General features: G+C 53.8%; 16 protein-coding genes. 3 read left to right on the forward strand and 13 right to left on the reverse strand.

The features are described 5' to 3' along the window. Positions 1–64: 64 nt before the first annotated feature. The gene (locus AC1DUO_RS01755) at positions 65–550 is read right to left on the reverse strand and encodes a DUF2946 domain-containing protein (RefSeq protein ID WP_013574546.1); all 486 of its coding nucleotides are present in this window, start codon (positions 548–550) and stop codon (positions 65–67) included. A 231-nt stretch (positions 551–781) separates the two neighbouring features. Further along, a complete protein-coding gene (gene fabB / locus AC1DUO_RS01760) occupies positions 782–2,002 on the reverse strand; it encodes a beta-ketoacyl-ACP synthase I (protein WP_013574545.1) in 1,221 nt (406 codons plus the stop codon). A gap of 169 nt (positions 2,003–2,171) precedes the next feature. On the opposite strand from fabB, the gene mnmC reads away from it, so the two are divergent. After that, positions 2,172–4,202: a bifunctional tRNA (5-methylaminomethyl-2-thiouridine)(34)-methyltransferase MnmC2/FAD-dependent 5-carboxymethylaminomethyl-2-thiouridine(34) oxidoreductase MnmC1 gene (gene mnmC, locus AC1DUO_RS01765; protein WP_477986343.1), complete on the forward strand. Its 2,031-nt coding sequence runs from the start codon at positions 2,172–2,174 to the stop codon at positions 4,200–4,202. A 73-nt stretch (positions 4,203–4,275) separates the two neighbouring features. Here the strand turns inward: mnmC and AC1DUO_RS01770 are convergent, their stop codons facing one another. The 6 genes from AC1DUO_RS01770 to prmB form a co-directional block, all read right to left on the reverse strand. Next, positions 4,276–4,554 carry a YfcL family protein gene (locus AC1DUO_RS01770; RefSeq protein ID WP_015696417.1) on the reverse strand — a complete coding sequence of 93 codons (279 nt, stop codon included), beginning with the start codon at positions 4,552–4,554 and terminating at the stop codon, positions 4,276–4,278. Between the two features lie 24 nt (positions 4,555–4,578). Continuing rightward, complete coding sequence (locus AC1DUO_RS01775) at positions 4,579–5,136, reverse strand: elongation factor P hydroxylase (protein WP_013574542.1); 558 nt, start codon at positions 5,134–5,136, stop codon at positions 4,579–4,581. A 102-nt stretch (positions 5,137–5,238) separates the two neighbouring features. Then, positions 5,239–6,039 carry a sulfite exporter TauE/SafE family protein gene (locus AC1DUO_RS01780; protein WP_013574541.1) on the reverse strand — a complete coding sequence of 267 codons (801 nt, stop codon included), beginning with the start codon at positions 6,037–6,039 and terminating at the stop codon, positions 5,239–5,241. A 45-nt stretch (positions 6,040–6,084) separates the two neighbouring features. Continuing rightward, on the reverse strand, positions 6,085–6,936 hold the full coding sequence (mepA, locus tag AC1DUO_RS01785) for a penicillin-insensitive murein endopeptidase (protein ID WP_013574540.1): 852 nt from the start codon (positions 6,934–6,936) through the stop codon (positions 6,085–6,087). An 8-nt stretch (positions 6,937–6,944) separates the two neighbouring features. Then, positions 6,945–8,030 carry a chorismate synthase gene (gene aroC / locus AC1DUO_RS01790; RefSeq protein ID WP_013574539.1) on the reverse strand — a complete coding sequence of 362 codons (1,086 nt, stop codon included), beginning with the start codon at positions 8,028–8,030 and terminating at the stop codon, positions 6,945–6,947. Positions 8,031–8,112: 82 nt separating this feature from the next. Further along, positions 8,113–9,045 carry a 50S ribosomal protein L3 N(5)-glutamine methyltransferase gene (prmB, locus tag AC1DUO_RS01795; RefSeq protein ID WP_013574538.1) on the reverse strand — a complete coding sequence of 311 codons (933 nt, stop codon included), beginning with the start codon at positions 9,043–9,045 and terminating at the stop codon, positions 8,113–8,115. Positions 9,046–9,248: 203 nt separating this feature from the next. Here prmB and smrB point away from each other — a divergent pair, with 203 nt between their 5' ends. Beyond that, positions 9,249–9,788, forward strand: a complete 540-nt coding sequence (gene smrB / locus AC1DUO_RS01800) for an endonuclease SmrB (protein WP_013574537.1) — start codon at positions 9,249–9,251, stop codon at positions 9,786–9,788. An 85-nt stretch (positions 9,789–9,873) separates the two neighbouring features. On the opposite strand, the gene sixA is transcribed toward smrB, so the two are convergent. From sixA to AC1DUO_RS01820, 4 genes are all read right to left on the reverse strand, one after another. Next, entirely contained in the window at positions 9,874–10,362 is a 489-nt protein-coding gene (gene sixA / locus AC1DUO_RS01805; protein ID WP_013574536.1) for a phosphohistidine phosphatase SixA, read from the reverse strand. 421 nt (positions 10,363–10,783) lie between these two features. Continuing rightward, entirely contained in the window at positions 10,784–12,985 is a 2,202-nt protein-coding gene (gene fadJ / locus AC1DUO_RS01810; protein WP_455268815.1) for a fatty acid oxidation complex subunit alpha FadJ, read from the reverse strand. After that, complete coding sequence (fadI, locus tag AC1DUO_RS01815; RefSeq protein ID WP_112197714.1) at positions 12,982–14,295, reverse strand: acetyl-CoA C-acyltransferase FadI; 1,314 nt, start codon at positions 14,293–14,295, stop codon at positions 12,982–12,984. The genes fadJ and fadI overlap by 4 nt, the downstream gene beginning before the upstream one ends. Positions 14,296–14,614: 319 nt before the next feature. Then, positions 14,615–14,947: a YfcZ/YiiS family protein gene (locus AC1DUO_RS01820; protein WP_013574533.1), complete on the reverse strand. Its 333-nt coding sequence runs from the start codon at positions 14,945–14,947 to the stop codon at positions 14,615–14,617. Between the two features lie 416 nt (positions 14,948–15,363). Here AC1DUO_RS01820 and fadL point away from each other — a divergent pair, with 416 nt between their 5' ends. After that, the gene (fadL, locus tag AC1DUO_RS01825) at positions 15,364–16,641 is read left to right on the forward strand and encodes a long-chain fatty acid transporter FadL (RefSeq protein ID WP_013574532.1); all 1,278 of its coding nucleotides are present in this window, start codon (positions 15,364–15,366) and stop codon (positions 16,639–16,641) included. 67 nt (positions 16,642–16,708) lie between these two features. Here fadL and mlaA read toward each other — a convergent pair whose 3' ends face one another. Further along, complete coding sequence (gene mlaA, locus AC1DUO_RS01830; RefSeq protein WP_013574531.1) at positions 16,709–17,476, reverse strand: phospholipid-binding lipoprotein MlaA; 768 nt, start codon at positions 17,474–17,476, stop codon at positions 16,709–16,711. Positions 17,477–17,498 lie beyond the last annotated feature (22 nt).

Here is a 17,498-nt window from a genome sequence, read left to right on the forward strand (position 1 = left end):
AAATAGCACGCCGTCAACAGCGATAACAATCGCAGTTAACTTGAAAAAATTGATTCAGAGGCAGTTACAGAAAAACAGGCGGTGCGCGGGGTTGGGAATCCGTGAAAAACAGAGAAGGGATAAGACGTTGTATAACAGCGCGCGGAGGGGCACGGCTGGAAAAATCCAGCGACCACAGCATCGGCATGGCCTGTAAATCGAGCATCGGTAAATGCACCAGCAGCACGCAATAACCGCAGGCAGCATCGCTCATTTCACCGGAAAGCATCGCTTTCACCGCATCCTGCGGCGCTGATTTACAGGTTTGCTTCTGACAATGTTCCATCGATGAGGCGTGATGGCCTGACATATTCATGTCAGCCATATCTGCATCCGGCATATCCATGTCCATATCGGACATCACCATGCCGGACATCATCATATGCTGCGCACCCTCAGCCACCAGCGATTTAGAAATCACCGGCGCAATAAACAACATCAGGATCGCCACTATCCCGAGCCAGGCCGGAACATGCAGATGTCGATGATGGATGTGTCTGAGTGAGAGCATTATGTCAACAAGGTGAAAATAAGAAGCGGCGAAATTGTACCTGAATTATTGATAAACATATCCAAAATCATTCGAGTTGCATCAAGGCGGCGAGAGAATGAATCCTCAGGAGCTTACAAAAGTAAGTGACTGAGGTGAATGAACGAAGCCAACGCAGAGGCAACCCGAAGGATGATGGATGTAAAAAAGCCCGCTCGGAAGCAGGCTTTTATTGACTGACTTAGCGACAGATTATTTGTCGTTTTTCAGCTTACGCATGACCAGCGTGGCATTGGTGCCACCGAAGCCGAAGCTGTTGGACATCACAGTCGTCAGCTCGCGCTGAGTGGGTTTAGTGATGATGTCCATGCCTTCGGCCTGCTCATCGAGATTCTCGATGTTGATGCTTGGCGCGATGAAGCCGTATTCAGCCATCAGCAAGGTATAGATCGCTTCCTGAACGCCTGCGGCACCCAGCGAGTGACCGGTCATGGCTTTGGTAGAAGACAGTGCCGGGGTTTTATCGCCGAACACTTCACGGATAGCGCCCAGTTCTTTCACGTCGCCGACCGGGGTAGAAGTCCCGTGCACGTTCACGTAGTCGATTGGGGTATCCACGCCGTTCATTGCCATTTTCATGCAACGCACTGCGCCTTCACCAGATGGAGCCACCATATCTGCACCGTCAGACGTTGCGCCGTAGCCAACGATTTCTGCGTAAATGTGTGCGCCACGTGCCAGAGCGTGTTCCAGCTCTTCGACAACAACCATACCGCCGCCGCCTGCGATAACGAAACCGTCACGCGCTTTGTCGTAGGTACGGGAAGCTTTGTCTGGAGTTTCGTTGTAGCTGGTGGACAGTGCGCCCATCGCGTCGAATTCGCACGCCATTTCCCAGCACAGCTCTTCACCGCCACCGGCAAACACCACGTCCTGTTTGCCCAGCTGAATCATTTCTACCGCGTTACCGATGCAGTGTGCAGAGGTGGCACAGGCAGAACTGATGGAATAGTTAACACCACGAATTTTGAATGGGGTCGCAAGGCAGGCTGACACGCCGGAAGCCATCGCTTTGGTCACCATGTAAGGGCCAACGCCGCGCAGGCCTTTGGCACGCATACCGTCGGAGCCCGCAACCTGATTGCGCGGAGAACCGCCGCCGGAACCTGCAATCAGGCCGGTACGTTCGTTGGAAACCATTTCAGGGGTCAGACCAGAGTCTTCAATCGCCTGTTGCATGGAAAGGTAAGCGTAGATCGAGGCATCACTCATGAAACGCACAATCTTACGATCGATGAGGCCTGCGGTGTCTAATTTGACATCACCCCAGACGTGACTACGCATCCCGGCATCTTTCAGCTCTTGCGAGAAGGTGATCCCAGAGCGACCTTCCTGCAGAGATGCAAGAACTTCCTGCTTGTTGTTACCGATGCTCGAGATGATACCCAGGCCAGTAATCACTGCACGTTTCATTTAATACCTCTTGTACTATTCACCATTTGGGATTTCGTCACGCACTCTAGCGTACAGTTGTACGCCGAACAAGTCCGATCAGCAATTCCTTGTGTAAATCGTGGTAAATTTGCGCGGGTGCAAACGCAGCGTTAAACTCCGGCATCGCCTTGAACTGAGAGAGTTTCACGTGAGCCATAACCCGATCACACCCGCTGAATTAAGCTGGAACGAACAGGGTACACCTGTTTCCCGACATTTTGATGACGTCTATTTTTCCAATCAGAACGGCCTGCTGGAAACGCGTCATGTTTTTCTCAATGGCAATCATTTTCCGGCGCGTTTTGCCGCTCACCCCCGCCAGTTGTGCATCATCGCCGAGACCGGTTTTGGCACCGGACTGAACTTTCTGTCGCTGTGGCAAGCCTTCGATGCGTTCCGCGACGCGCACGCCGACGCTGTGCTGCAACGCCTGCATTTCATCAGCTACGAGAAATTCCCGCTGTCTGCCCATGATCTGGCGACAGCGCACACACAATGGCCCGAACTCGCCGCGTATTCCGCGCAGCTTTGCGAACAATGGCCGATGGCCTTTTCCGGCTGTCACCGGCTGCTGCTGGCGGACGGGCGCATCACGCTTGATCTGTGGTTCGGCGATGTGACTACCCTGCTTCCGGCATGTGACACCAGTATGAATCAGCAGGTCGACGCCTGGTTTCTCGACGGATTTGCACCTTCCAAAAACCCGGACATGTGGACGGAGGCGTTATTCCGTTCTATGGCGAAAATGACCCGCCCGCAGGGTACATTCGCCACTTTCACCGTGGCCGGTTTTGTCCGCCGCGGATTGCAGGACGCAGGTTTTGACATCAGCAAGGTGCCGGGATTCGGCGAAAAGCGGCATATGTTAGCCGGTGTGCTGCCGGCAAAAATTGATGTACCTCATCCCGCACCGTGGTATGTGCGCCCGGCGGCGAAAAATGCCACTGAATTCGCCCTTCTCGGCGGCGGCGTCGCCAGCGCCGTATTGTCGCTGGCATTACTTCGCCGTGGCTTTGCGGTCACGCTGTATTGCGCCGATGAAAAACCGGCGCTCGGCGCTTCCGGTAACCGCCAGGGCGCGGTTTATCCGTTGCTCAATGGCCGCGGCGACACGCTGGAAAACTTCTTTGCCCATGCCTTCACCTTCGCCCGCCGCCAGTATGCGCAGCTTGAAAAGCGGGATGTGCCTTTCGATCACGGCTGGAGTGGCGTCACGCAACTGGGTTATGACGAAAAAAGTCAGGGCAAAATTGACGGCATTCTCACAGGCGGCTGGCCGGAAGCACTGGCGAAAGGGCTGAGTGAAGAAGATGTGGAAGCGTTGTGCGGATTGCCATGCGGCAGCGGCGGCGTGACGTACCCGCTCGGCGCGTGGCTGTGTCCGGCAGAACTGACGGCTTCGCTGATTGCGCTGGCCGAAACGCAGGGCTTGACGGTACATTATCGCCAGCGCGTGACCGCATTAAATTTTGACGCAGATTCGCAGTGGGCGCTGACCTTTGCCGATGGCCATGTTGCCCGTCATCAGGCGGTAGTCCTGGCGAACGGTGCGGACATTACAGATTTCAGCCAGACCGAAAAACTGCCGGTTTACGCGGTCAGCGGTCAGGTTTCGCATATTCCGACCACACCGGCGCTGAGCAAGCTTAAACAGGTGCTGTGTTACGACGGCTATATGACGCCGGTCAGCCCGCAGAATCAGCATCATTGTATTGGCGCAAGCTATCACCGCGCCGACAAATGCACGGATTACCTTGAGGAGGATCAGCAGGAAAACCGCCAGCGTTTACTCAACTGTTTGCCGGATCAGCAATGGCCGCATGACGTGGATGTGAGTGAAGGCGAAGCGCGAAACGGCGTACGTTGCGCGACACGAGATCATCTGCCGATGATCGGCTCGGTGTCAGATTACGACGCATTGCTGGAAAGCTATAAAAAACTGGATCTGGATATTCAGCGTCATCGCCCGGTTGCAGAAGCGCCGGTGTATGAAAATCTGTTTCTGTTTGGCGCGCTCGGCTCACGCGGTCTGAGTTCCGCGCCGCTGGGGGCGGAAATTCTGGCGGCGCAGATTGCCGGTGAACCGCTGCCGCTCGACAGTGACACGCTGGCAGCACTGAACCCGAACCGGATGTGGGTCAGAAAACTGCTGAAAGGCCGCCCGGTCGAATCGCATTAACCAGCCCCTTCTCAGGCAATAAAAAAGCGCAGCCGGTTAATCCGTCGCTGCGCTTTTTTTTACTGAAAAGAGATTACTGAGGGAGAGATGCCTGATACAGATTTTCCCACATCCCCTGCACCAGAAGCTGATCGCGCGGCGAAAGTTCACCGGCTTTGATGGCTTTGTCCAGACCATCCTGAACACGGATTTTCAGCGCTTCGGCGGTGTGTTCACCGTTCTCTTCCGCTTCCGCCACCGCGACGGTCAGGTGGCCTCGCAGATAGCCACTGGCAAATAACTCATCGTCGCTGGCGCTTTCGACCATATCGTCGATTAGCGTTAAAATTCGCGTTTCAAATTCTGCGATCATTACTCTTCCTCTCGTGTTCAGTTCTTATTCGATCGGCTGCAATGCAGGGAAATCTGCAGGCGTCAACGGGGCCGTATTGTAAAACGATTGTAACGCTTTAATAAAGCGCGCCGGTCTTTCAGGGATACCCTGCTCCAGCATACGCAGCACTTCTTCGCGTACTTTGTTCTGGAAACCCACGCGGTCCGGCTCGCAATCGCCGCTGAGATTGTCACAGCTAACGTTGAAACGGAAACCTGCCGCCGCACAGAACAACCATTCGTAAGATTGTGGTTTGACTTCCACTTTCTCGAATTCACTTTGTGTTTGCGCATCGCGGCCATCCGGGCAATACCAGTAACCGAAATCAACCCGTTTACGGCGTTCGGCCCCGGCCACGCACCAGTGGGAAATTTCATGCATGCCGCTGGCGTAATAACCGTGTGCGAACACAATACGGTTAAACGGTTCTTGTTCATCAGCAGGCAGATAGATCGGTTCGTCGTCGCCTTTCACTAAGCGAACGTTGAATTCCTCAAAGAAGCAGGAATCAAAAATGTCGATCAGTTGATGATAGTTATGTGTTGCAGTCGAATCAGACATAATTGCAGTGAAACTCGTTAAAGTAAGATCAGGGGCGACAATATACCCCTGTTTAAACGCGTGTTTTCATGACTTCAGGCAAGCATTCTGCTGCTCCGGACATTATAAATGCAGGCTTAACCACTGATGAATTTCAGCACCATGATTGTCGTAAATCAGCTTGCAGCTCATCACCACGGAAACGATAACCACCATCGGGCGGATCATCTTCTGCCCCTTACTGAGCACCATACGTGCGCCCAGTCGTGCGCCGATAAACTGTCCGGCGGCCATGACAAATCCCAGCACCCAGATCACTTTGCCGCCCAGTATAAAGAAGATCAGCCCGCCCAGGTTTGAGGTGAAATTCAGGACTTTCGCATGTGCCGTGGCTTTTGCCAGATTAAACCCGCATAACGTCACAAAAGCCAGTGCGTAGAAAGACCCTGCGCCGGGGCCGAAAAAGCCGTCGTAGAAACCCACGCAACCGCCGCCTACCAGTGCATACGGCAGTGCATTTAAGCGCCTTGCCCGGTCACTTTCGCCCAGACGCGGCGTCAGTAAAAAATACAAACCGATGCAGATGATCAGCAGCGGTAAAACCTGACGCAATATGTCGGCGCGCAGATGCTGGATAAGGATCGCGCCGATCACCGAACCGGTAAAGGTACAGGCAATGTTCAGCTTCTGATCGTTGAGATCCACCACGCCACGCCGCACAAAGTAAAGACTGGCAGAGAAAGATCCGCCGATCGATGACAGCTTATTGGTGGCAATGGCCTGCGCCGGTGACACACCTGCCGCCAGCAGCGCTGGCAGGCTGATCAGCCCGCCGCCACCTGCAATGGAATCAATGAAACCGGCAAACAGTGCAACGAAAAATAAAACAACCAAAACCCACGGGGCAACAATCAACCAGTCCATTTTTCTGTCAGCTCGCTATGCGTGGCGAAGGGTGAGTAAAACGTATTAAAGAACGTGTTTATCCAGCAGCGCCTGACACGAAGGCGGCAACGGAGGCGGCTCTTTTTTCACAGGGATTCCGCTGCCCGGCTTGGGTGGCAGGAACCAGCTTTGCAGCTCAGCGCCACAGCCATCACCCGGAGGCGGCGGTGCCTGATTTTCACATTCGAGGTTACCGACCGGACAACGCAGACGAACGTGCATGTGCGCGCGATGACCAAACCACGGACGCACCTTATGCAGCCATTCACGATCCGTTCCGGCATCCAGACAAAGCTGTTGTTTGATGGCCGGATTGACGAAGATCCGTACCACGTCTTTATCTTGCGCTGCCATTTTTATCAGCGTTTCGATCCGTGGCTGCCACTGAGCTGGCACAATGGATTTACCGTTGGCGCTGACCAGATCGATAGGCTGCGGCTTGAGCAACATCTGTTCGCTCCAGCGCTGACGCGGCAGTTGCAACCAGATGTCCACATCCAGCCCGGACTGATGACTGGCGTGACCACTGCTAAAGCGCCCGCCAGCCGGCATCGCCATATCCCCGACCAGCATGGTGCCCAGCCCTTTTTGCTGAGCCTGTGTGCCCAGACGGGTGATGAACGCCAGTAAATCCGGCTGGCCGAAATAGCGACGCTGATCGGTACGCATTACCTGATAGGCCGGAGAGTTCAGCGGCAGCGGCTGTGCGCCAACCTGACAACCATTGGCATAACTGCCAATCGCTTGCGGCGTGCCGGAAATGGGCTGGGTGATTTTCTGCCACGGCGTTACGGCTATGGCAGGTGCGCAAAGTGCAAGCGCCAGAAAACTGACGCAAACAGCACGAAACGCAGGTAGCGTGCGTAAAGGATTCATCAGATAAATTACCAGCGTGGCACTGTGGAGTGGACGTCGCCGTTCTGAGCACGCTGACGCAGTAAATGATCCATCAGCACAATCGCCATCATTGCTTCGGCAATCGGCACAGCGCGGATACCGACACACGGGTCATGGCGACCTTTGGTAATCATCTCGACCTGCTCGCCTTCGCGGTTAATCGTACGGCCGGGAACGGTAATGCTGGAAGTCGGTTTCAGCGCCAGATGCGCTACGACCGGCTGGCCGCTGCTGATCCCGCCAAGAATGCCGCCAGCGTGGTTGCTTTCGAAACCCTTCGGTGTGATTTCGTCACGATTTTCGCTGCCGCGTTTTGCGACAACCGCAAAACCGTCACCAATTTCAACGCCTTTCACCGCATTAATGCTCATCAGCGCGTGCGCCAGATCGGCATCCAGACGGTCAAACACCGGTTCACCAAGACCGACCGGCACGTGATCCGCCACGACGGTGATTTTGGCACCAATCGAATCGCCTTCCTTTTTCAGCGCACGCATCAGTTCATCCAGCGCTTCCAGCTTGCTTTCATCCGGGCAGAAGAACGGGTTGGTTTCCACCAGATCCCAGTCTTTCAGTTCGCAGGTGATATCGCCCATTTGCGACATATATCCGCGCACTTTAACGCCGAATTTTTCCAGCAGATATTTCTTGGCAACCGCACCTGCGGCCACGCGCATCGCGGTTTCACGGGCAGACGAACGACCGCCGCCACGGTAATCGCGCACGCCGTATTTTTGCTCGTAGGTGTAATCGGCATGTCCCGGACGGAACACGTCTTTGATCGCGCTGTAATCCTGCGAACGCTGATCGGTATTCTGGATAATCAGACCGATGCTGGTGCCGGTGGTCACGCCTTCAAACACGCCAGAAAGAATTTTCACTTCGTCGGCTTCGCGGCGCTGCGTGGTGTAACGCGAGGTGCCCGGACGACGACGGTCGAGATCGTGTTGCAGGTCTGCTTCGGTCAGCGAAATGCCCGGCGGCACGCCGTCAATAATACAGCCCAGTGCCACACCGTGGGATTCGCCAAAAGTAGTGACGCGGAAAAACTGCCCAATACTGTTCCCTGCCATCACGGCTCCTTAACCATTATGTTGATTGTTTTCTGAATGACCGGCACAACACCGGTCATGATTGTCATCGATGACGGGTATATCAGTCGCGGTATGCGCGGAACTCTTCGGCACAATCGACGAGCTGCTGTTTAGTCAGCATAAAGACACCGTCGCCGCCGTTTTCAAATTCCAGCCAGGTGAACGGGATCTGAGGATACTGTTCCATCAGATGCACCATGCTGTTACCCACTTCGCAAATCAGTACGCCGTTATCGGTCAGGTAATCCGGCGCGCAGGCCAGAATGCGGCGGGTCAGTTTCAGACCGTCGCTGCCGGAAGCCAGACCCAGAACCGGCTCGTGGCGGTATTCCTGCGGCAAATCTGACATGTCTTCTTCGTCCACATACGGCGGATTGGTGACAATCAGGTCGTATTGCAGCGGCGGCAATTCGCGGAACAGGTCAGAGCGGATTGGCGTGACCCAGTTCTCGATACCGTGCGTGTCGATATTGCGCTCCGCCACGGCCAGCGCGTCGGCAGAAATGTCGACGGCATCGACTTCGGTTTCAGGGAACGCGTAAGCGCAGGCAATGGCAATGCAGCCGCTGCCGGTACACATATCCAGAATGTGTTGGGGCTGTTCGCTAAGAATGCCGGAAAAACGGTTGCTGATCAGCTCACCAATTGGCGAACGGGGCACCAGTACGCGTTCATCGACATAGAATTCCATGTCACAGAACCAGGCTTTGTTAGTCAGATAGGCAACCGGAACACGCTCATTAACGCGGCGGATGACTCGTTCAACAATGCGGTGGCGCTCACTGGATGTCAGGCGCGCGGTGTGCATATCTTCAGGAATGTCCAGCGGCAAAAACACGCTTGGCAAGACCAGTTGCACTGCTTCGTCCCACGGATTATCGGTGCCGTGACCGTAATAGACATTGGCCGCGTTCAGGCGGCTGACGGTCCAGCGCAGCATATCCTGAATGGTATGCAGTTCACTGACAGCTTCGTCGACGAAAATTTTGTCCAATTTTATTCTCCAGGCAGTGCACGGGTTTTTAACAGACGTTTAACCCATTATTTGCCGCATAGTTTGCCACGAAGCCTGCCACAAATCAGCAGCTAGTCAACGCACTTGCGCGATGTCTCGAAGAATTTAACCCTGAGTTTTCTTTAAACCGCAGGGGGACGGAAGGTACACTGTCTGTATTGAACGAAAATGACGATAAAAAAATGAAGAAAAAACACCTGCTCAGCCCCGAGGAAGCGGCGTTATTCCGCGAGGCTGTTCCGGGCATCAAGCGCCTGAAAAACGATACGATTACTCACCGCCCGCTACGGAAAAAGGTATCAGAACTGTCGCCTAAAAAGCTGATTCAGGAACAGGTGGACGCGAGTTATTATTTTTCCGATGAATTCCAGCCGATGTTGCAGGAAGAAGGCCCGGTTCGCCATATCCGGCCTGACGTCAGTCATTTCGAATTGAAAAAATTGCGCCGCGGGGATTATTCGCCCGAACTGTTTCTGGATTTACATGGTTTAACACAGAAAGAAGCTAAGCAGGAACTGGGCGCGCTGATCGCCGCCTGCCGCCGCGAGCATGTGCATTGCGCCTGCGTAATGCACGGTCACGGCAAACATATTCTCAAGCAGCAAACTCCGCTGTGGCTGGCACAGCATCCTGATGTCGAAGCCTTCCATCAGGCCCCAAAAGAGTTCGGCGGCAACGCTGCTTTGCTGGTGCTGGTGGAGCTGGACGACAAAATCAGCTAACCGCGAACTCAACACCGATATCCAGAAACGAGAAAGGCACAGCAGAAGCTGTGCCTTTCTTTGTTTAGTTTTCCGTCCCGGAAAACTAAACCTTAGCCATCACCTGGCATGGGCTGAACTGCCAGTCGAAAGTCCCCTGCCCGGTTTCACCGTTCAGTTCAACACTTGCCATCGCGGAAGTGGCGAACATCGGGGGGCAAACACCCGGACACAGCTCTGCCACCAGATAACCGACCAGCGGCAGGTGAGATACCACCAGTACCGCGCTGACGCCGGTCAGCGCCAGATGCTGCAGTTCACTGGCGACCACAGCAGGATCTCCGCCCGGTGTCAGTTCTTTCAGAATATCAATCTCAACGTTTTCAGGCAGCGCCAGACACTGGCGCACTTTTTCAAGCGTCTGCTGCGCACGCAGGTACGGACTGACCAGAACGCGGTCAATTTTGACGCCACGGCCATTCAGCCAGGCAGCCATATGTACTGATTCGTCACATCCGCATTCGCTTAAGGGGCGAACTGAATCGCTTGCAGCTTCGAGAACTGCATCACCGTGACGCATGATTACAACTTGCATATTGCACCGCTTTTGTTAACAAAAATAGCGCCATACAGAAACGCCTTGCGTGCTGTATTACCCATTGCCCAGCATTTCAATCACTGTCTGATTGATGTCTCTCATTACAAGATAGCTGTCAGGCAGTACATCCACTTAACGCGCTGTGCCCACATGCTTTGCATGGTAAGCATCAGCGGTCGGGCATTTTGCCTGAAACTTCACGTAAAGAAAACGCTGTTTTTTACACCAACCCTTACCGCTTGTAAACTATTCAGGCGATTTTTTAACCACTCAGGTTGTAGATCAATCGCTTGGGATTGTTTCTGTACAAAGTCATTCCCACCATAAAAAAGATCCCGCGGGCATTTGTCTGACTGCAAGCATGAAGCATGATCCGTTCCAGATTCTCGCGAAACTCAGCAATAAGCAGTGACCACAATCACACTTTACTGACCTTATCGCCTGTCCCGCTATCTGAACAGAACCGTTCTCCCTGATGCGCCCGACGTAATAGCCCTTCGCATGGGGTGAAGCGCTCACCATACTGATGCGCCAGTCGCTCCAGTGTCTTCACCACACTGGCGATGCCCAACTGGTCCATGTAACGGAACGGTCCCCCAAGGAATGGCGGGAAGCCAATTCCGAACACGGCACCAAGATCGCCATCCCGCGCACTGCGGATCACGTTTTCATCCAGACAACGTACGGCTTCGTTGAGCATCAGCATCACACAACGGTGGGCGATCTCATCTTCTGATTGCTGCACTTTTGGCGTGACATTCAGCAGACGGTAAATCGCCGGATCGACCTGTTTCTTCGCCGTCGCCCGCCCTTTCTGCCCGTAAAGGTAGAAACCTTTACCGTTCTTACGCCCTTTTCGGTCGTCTTTCAGCACTGCATCAAAACCGGAGGGTGCGGCAAAACGCTCACCAAAAGCATCCACCAGAATCGGACCAATTTTTGTGCCGACATCAATGCCCACTTCATCCAGCAACTGGATGGGCCCGACCGGGAAACCAAAATTCACCAGCGCTTTGTCGATGTGATCGACCGGTTCACCAGCCAGTAAGCAACGCGCCGCTTCATTGATGTAAGGCGCAAGAATGCGGTTTACGTAGAATCCGGCACTGTCGCCCACCACAATCGCCGTTTTCCCCTGTTTCCTGGCCAGCGAGACCGTTGTCGAAATCGTCTGCGCACTGGTGCCCGCATGCGGGATCACTTCCACCAGCGGCATTTTATCCACCGGGCTGAAATAGTGCAGTCCGATCACCTGTTCCGGCCTGTCAGCCTGCTCTGCAATCTTATGAATGGGCAGAGAAGAAGTGTTTGAGGCAAAAATCGTATGGGGGGCAGCATTTTGCTCGATTTCTGCCACCATGGCTTGCTTGAGCGATAAATCCTCAAACACCGCTTCCACCACGATATCAATCTGCGCAAAACCGCTGTAATCCGTGGTGCCGGAAATCAGCATCATCTGCCGTTGCTGTTCGTTGCGGGTCAGCCTGCGGCCTCGCACCTTTTTCTCCAGCAAATCCCAGCTGTATTTCAGGGCATGACGGATGCCTTCGTGATTAATGTCTTTAATACGCACCGGCAGACCGGCTTTGGTGGCAGTCACATTCGCGATACCGCCGCCCATCAGGCCACCACCGAGAATACCTGCACGGCGAACCGGCAAGGGTTCGGCATCGCCGCCCTTTTCTTTTTTCAGCGCGGTGGAGGCGAAAAACAGGCCGCGCAATGCCGCAGATTCCGGCGTCATCACCAGCTCCCCAAAGGCTTTAGCTTCCGCCTGATAGCCGCTACCACTGCCCTGATCCAGCCCGGTTTTCACCACATTTATGATTTTTTCGGTGGCAGGATAATTGCCGTGCGTTTTTGCCCGCGTCTGTTTGCGCACAAAATGGAACAGCAAACTTTTGCCCAACGGGCCACCGGCCAGACGCGCCTGCCACGGCAATGGCGGACGTGATTTACGTCCTTTTGCCACACGTTCCAGCGCCGTTTGCAGCAAAATAGAATACGGTACTGCGTCATCCACCAGCCCCATTCTCAGCGCCTGCTTCGCGCGAACACTGCGACCGGTTAACATCAACTCCAGCGCTTTAGGCGCGCCGATAAGCCGCGGAAGCCGCTGCGTACCCCCGGAACCCGGCAGTAAACCCAGTTGTACTTCCGGCAGGCCGAGTTGCGTTTTTTCATCCAGCGAACACACGCGGGCATGGCACGCCAGCGCCAGTTCCAGACCACCGCCGAGACAGCTACCATGAATGGCCGCCACCACCGGCACGGAAAAGGACGCAATCTGCGACATCACCGTCTGGCCCTTTTGCGCCAGTTCACTGGCTTCGGCAGCGGTCCGGCAACCGGAAATCATCGTGATATCCGCACCGGCAATGAACGAGTCCGGTTTGCCGGAAATCAGCACCAGACCTTTCAGATTGGGATACTGCTGTGCTTTTTGCAAAATGGCACAGATTTGCTGAGCAAATTCAGCCCTTAAGGTATTCACTTTTTCACCGGGAACATCGAGGGTGATAATCCCCACGTGTTCAGCAGTAAACATCAGCGAAAAAGCAGAAGCCGGTTCGGCAGCTTCCGTATCTGCCGGATTCAGATTTTCCATATTATCTCTCATTGCGCGGCCTCCAGAATCATTGCCGCACCCAGGCCGCCCGCTGCGCAAGCCGTCGTCAGCCCGTAACGGCCTCCCCGACGGCGTAATTCGTGCAGCGTTTGCGTAATCATGCGTGCGCCGGTGGCCGCAAAAGGATGTCCGTAGGCCAGTGAACCGCCCAGAACATTGAATTTATCCCAGTCTATTTCGCCAACTGCCTGACTGCGGCCGAGTTTTTCGCGGGCGAATTCATCACTGGCTAACATTTTGATATTCGCCAGCGTCTGCGCGGCAAACGCTTCGTGCATATCGATAAGATCCAAATCACCCAGCGTCAGCCCTGCGCGGTCCAGCGCCAGCGGCGTGGCATAAGCAGGCCCGAGAAGCATATCTTCCCAGACGTCGATGGCAGCAAATGCGAAACTTTTCAGGTAGCCGAGAGGTTCAAGACCCAGTTCACGCGCGCGGGATTCGCTCATCATTAATATCGCCGCCGCACCGTCAGTCAGCGGCGTGCTGGTGGCAGCGGTAACAGTGCCGTGTTTGCGGTCAAACGCCGGACGTAATTTGGCGTACTGGCTGATTTCAGAATTCAGGCGGATGTTGTTGTCTTTTTGCAGCACTTCGCGGTAAGGCGGAATCTGCGCTGCCATCACCTGCGAGCTTAAATAACCCTGCTCCCACGCCTGTGCAGCCAGCGTATGAGAACGGTGCGCCAGCTCATCCTGCTGCGCACGGCTGATATTGTGGCTTTTCGCCATCTGCTCAGCGGTATCCCCCATGCGCAGACCGGTAGAATATTCGGCTACTGCCGGCGGCACCGGCAATAAATCACGCAGTTTCAGTTTGCTGAAAATGGAAAGGCGCTGCGACAGAGTGCGCGCTTTATTAACATCCACCAGGGCGCGGGCGAGACGTTTGCTGACGCCAATCGGCAGTACTGAAGAAGAATCCGCTCCGCCTGCGATCCCGACCTGCACCATGCCGCTCATAATGCTTTCGGCCACGTTGGCGACCGCCTGAAAACTGGTGGCGCAGGCACGTGAAACGCTGTACGCATCGGTCGACACATTCATGCCGGTGCCGAGCACAATTTCGCGGGCGATATTCGGCGCTTCCGGCATCTGGACTACCTGGCCGAAAACCAGCTGGTCGATGTGCTTCGGGTCTATCCCACTTTTTGCCAGCAGCTCACTGACCACAATTTTGCCGAGATCGACAGCAGGAATGCCGTGATAAGCGGTGGCCTGTTTGGCAAACGGCGTGCGCAAGCCGTCGACAATCGCAATGCGATCGCCCTCACGCGTCACCAGTGGAATAACGTTATTCATACGAGCTCCTGAGAAAAATAGGGTCCTAAGAGGTCAGACCTGATAACTCAGTTTTAACTATGTATTTACATTTGGCAAAGTGAAAGGCAATGAAGTGCGAGCAACAGCAAATTTTTCTGAAATAAGAATGAGAAGAAAGGCGGCAGGCAGAAATAGCAGACAAAAAAATACCGCTTATTTAAGCGGTATTACAACTTCCCCTAAATAATTTGAGTCGCAGGAAGGCGGCAATCGAAGTAATCCCGATGAGCTGACATAAGTCAGTGATTCGGGTTACTGAGTGCAGCCAACGCATCTGCGGCTCAAAGTATGACGGGGATTAACGCAGCCCGAGCTGGAAGATCATCGTTTCAGCCTGACAGCTGAAAGTAAAATCGATATTCAGTTCAACACCGCCTGCTACTTTTTCGATACGGCTGGTGATTTCGCACGGCTCAGATTCTACGCCGCGGGCACGTTCGGTCAGGGCTTGCAGGGTTTCTTTCGCCTGGGCTTCGGTTTCGAAAACGCGGCTGTAAGAAGCAGTGCAATCAGTGTTGTCCATGATGGTACCCACATCTACACAACAGCAGGCTGCGGTTTCTTCCGCACCACATTTGTTGATGGAATGCAGAGGTTGAGTGGATTTAGAGGACATGGTTACGTCAGACATAATTTCTCCCCGGCACCAACGGCAACATCCACCGTCTGGCCTGTTTGCGAATAAAGTTTTATTTCCAGCCTGTATTTTACGCCACCTCTCTGACAACACACTAGCACTTACTTATTATGTGCCTTTCAGGTGATCCAGATCACGTATATGTAAGTAATCGATGATTACAGCGTTATTGTTCTCACTTTAACGTTTCTTAATTGAACTTTTATTGTTTGTTTTTTGTTAAGCAGATCCAATTTCTTGCATCAAATAAGAAATATCAACGAAACATTATTGCAACTTCACCACAGGTCAGACCTATACTTCGCTCACTGGTCTGATTTGTCAGACTGATAACGGACCCTACAATCCCGCGCTCATTGTTACTCTATGTAACATTGTTTGATAAAAAACATAAAATTGAGGTTTTGGTCATGAACCAGAAAAACCTGTTTAAAAGATCAGCTCTGGCAGCTGCAGTGGCAATTGTTTCCTCCAACGTATATGCAGCAGGTTTTCAGTTAAATGAATATACCGCTGCGGGTTTAGGTCGCTCTTTCTCGGGTGAAGGTGCCATCGCTGACACCGCGGCATCCGGGAGCCGTAACCCGGCAACCATGACCATGTTTGATCGTCCTTCCTTCTCCGCGGGCGCGATTTATATCGACCCGGATGTCAAAGTGACGGGCAACTCGCCGGTTACAGGTCAGAGCACTGATGCGGATAACATTGCACCAAATCAGTGGGTACCGAACCTGCACTTTATTATGCCGCTCAATGATCAATGGGCCGTCGGTGCATCAGCTACGTCAAACTACGGTCTGGCGACAGAATTCAGCGATAATTATCCGGCAGGCCCGATCGGCGGCGAAACTGACCTCACTACCGTCAACACTAACTTAAGCGTTGCTTACCGTTTGAACCAGCATTTCAGCTTCGGCCTGGGCTTTGATGCCGTTTACGCGAAAGCTAAATTCCGTCGTACCGCCGGTGAACTGGTGCCAATTCAAACCGGTGGCCGGCTGCCTGCGGATACGGAAGCCGCCAAGCTGAAAGGCAATGAGTGGGGCTACGGCTGGAACGCCGGTATTCTGTATGAAGTGGATGATAATAACCGCTACGGCTTCACCTACCGTTCTGAAGTCAAAATTGACTTCGATGGCGAATACCGCAACGGCATTCCAAAAGCCTTAGGCGGGACTGGCGGTCAAACTGTTCCGGGTTCCCTGACCCTGAACCTGCCAGAAATGTGGGAAGTGTCCGGTTATAACCGTGTGGCACCAAAATGGGCGATTCACTACAGCCTGGCTTACACCAGCTGGAGCCAGTTCCAGGAGCTGAAAGCCACCGGTTCTAACGGCCAGACGCTGTTCCAGAAAGATGAAGGCTTTCATGATGCTTACCGCATCGCGTTGGGTACCACCTACTACTATGACGATAACTGGACGTTCCGTACCGGTATCGCCTTTGATGACAGCCCGGTTCCGGCAGATAACCGCACCATTTCTATCCCGGATCAGGATCGCTTCTGGATTTCAGCCGGTACCACTTACGCCTTCAATAAAGACGCATCTGTGGACGTCGGTGTCTCCTATATGCATGGCCAGACGGTGAACATCAGTGAGAAAGTCGCTGATGGTGTACCGAATTACGAATACCAGGCCAAAGGGACCGCCATGCTGTACGGCGCGAACTTTAACTACAGCTTCTGATGAACTGAGTGATACGCCTGATATAAAAAAAGCGCCAGAAGGCGCTTTTTTTGTGTGTCCGGAACGGTTATTCCGAGTCGATATCTTTCAGGTCGCCCTGAATCAGTGCGGCGTTCGGGTTTTCCTGCGGCATCAGCTGACCGCCTCTTGCCAGAAAATCATGACGCTGGAAGTAAGCCTCACGTATAAACAGATACGGATCAGAAGAGTTACGGATCAGGCCATCAGAATCGAGCAGTTCTGCACGGGTTTCCACCCCTTCCAGTACCCATTTACCGGCTGACATCCAGAATGTCAGATAGCTGAGCATCGGATACAAATCATCAACCAGATCACCACCTTCATCACGAATTGTCGCGCTGCCGTAACCTGGCAGAACCACATACGGGCCGTAACCCACGCCGTAATGGCCAAGCGTGCTGCCAAAGCCCTGCGCCTCTTCACGCGCCAGTTTCGGGTTCGCCATCCCGGCGACGTCGATCAGTCCCCCCATCCCTAAAATGGTGTTCAGGAAGAAGCGGTTAAAGTGGATCGCTGCACGGTACGGATCGCCTTTCAGCAAGGAGTTAACCATGCTGGCCGGTTCATCCAGGTTGCTCAGGAAGTTGCTGGTGCCGTTACGCGCCGGTTGCGGCACGTAATCACGCCACGCCACCGCGACAGGGCGCACAAGATACGGATCCATATAGTTATAGTTGAAGTCGAACATCACCCGGTTGAAACCTTCGAGCGGATCAGAACGTCCCTGCTGTTCGCTGTCCGATGATCCGGATGTGCCGGCACAACCGACCAGTAAAACTGTCGCAAACGCCAGCCCAGTCAGGCGTAAGTTCATGGATATCTCCCTGTTTTTGATC

The sequence above is a fragment of the Rahnella sp. P4_A8 genome (genome assembly GCF_056402435.1).

What these genes read in the sequence shown, in the direction of transcription:
- AC1DUO_RS01755 (WP_013574546.1), bottom strand. Translation starts at nt 550, where the DNA reads ATGCTCTCACTCAGACACATCCATCATCGACATCTGCATGTTCCGGCC.
- fabB (WP_013574545.1), bottom strand. Translation starts at nt 2,002, where the DNA reads ATGAAACGTGCAGTGATTACTGGCCTGGGTATCATCTCGAGCATCGGT.
- AC1DUO_RS01770 (WP_015696417.1), bottom strand. Translation starts at nt 4,554, where the DNA reads ATGATCGCAGAATTTGAAACGCGAATTTTAACGCTAATCGACGATATG.
- AC1DUO_RS01775 (WP_013574542.1), bottom strand. Translation starts at nt 5,136, where the DNA reads ATGTCTGATTCGACTGCAACACATAACTATCATCAACTGATCGACATT.
- AC1DUO_RS01780 (WP_013574541.1), bottom strand. Translation starts at nt 6,039, where the DNA reads ATGGACTGGTTGATTGTTGCCCCGTGGGTTTTGGTTGTTTTATTTTTC.
- mepA (WP_013574540.1), bottom strand. Translation starts at nt 6,936, where the DNA reads ATGAATCCTTTACGCACGCTACCTGCGTTTCGTGCTGTTTGCGTCAGT.
- aroC (WP_013574539.1), bottom strand. Translation starts at nt 8,030, where the DNA reads ATGGCAGGGAACAGTATTGGGCAGTTTTTCCGCGTCACTACTTTTGGC.
- smrB (WP_013574537.1), top strand. Translation starts at nt 9,249, where the DNA reads ATGAAGAAAAAACACCTGCTCAGCCCCGAGGAAGCGGCGTTATTCCGC.
- sixA (WP_013574536.1), bottom strand. Translation starts at nt 10,362, where the DNA reads ATGCAAGTTGTAATCATGCGTCACGGTGATGCAGTTCTCGAAGCTGCA.
- fadJ (WP_455268815.1), bottom strand. Translation starts at nt 12,985, where the DNA reads ATGAGAGATAATATGGAAAATCTGAATCCGGCAGATACGGAAGCTGCC.
- fadI (WP_112197714.1), bottom strand. Translation starts at nt 14,295, where the DNA reads ATGAATAACGTTATTCCACTGGTGACGCGTGAGGGCGATCGCATTGCG.
- AC1DUO_RS01820 (WP_013574533.1), bottom strand. Translation starts at nt 14,947, where the DNA reads ATGTCTGACGTAACCATGTCCTCTAAATCCACTCAACCTCTGCATTCC.
- fadL (WP_013574532.1), top strand. Translation starts at nt 15,364, where the DNA reads ATGAACCAGAAAAACCTGTTTAAAAGATCAGCTCTGGCAGCTGCAGTG.
- mlaA (WP_013574531.1), bottom strand. Translation starts at nt 17,476, where the DNA reads ATGAACTTACGCCTGACTGGGCTGGCGTTTGCGACAGTTTTACTGGTC.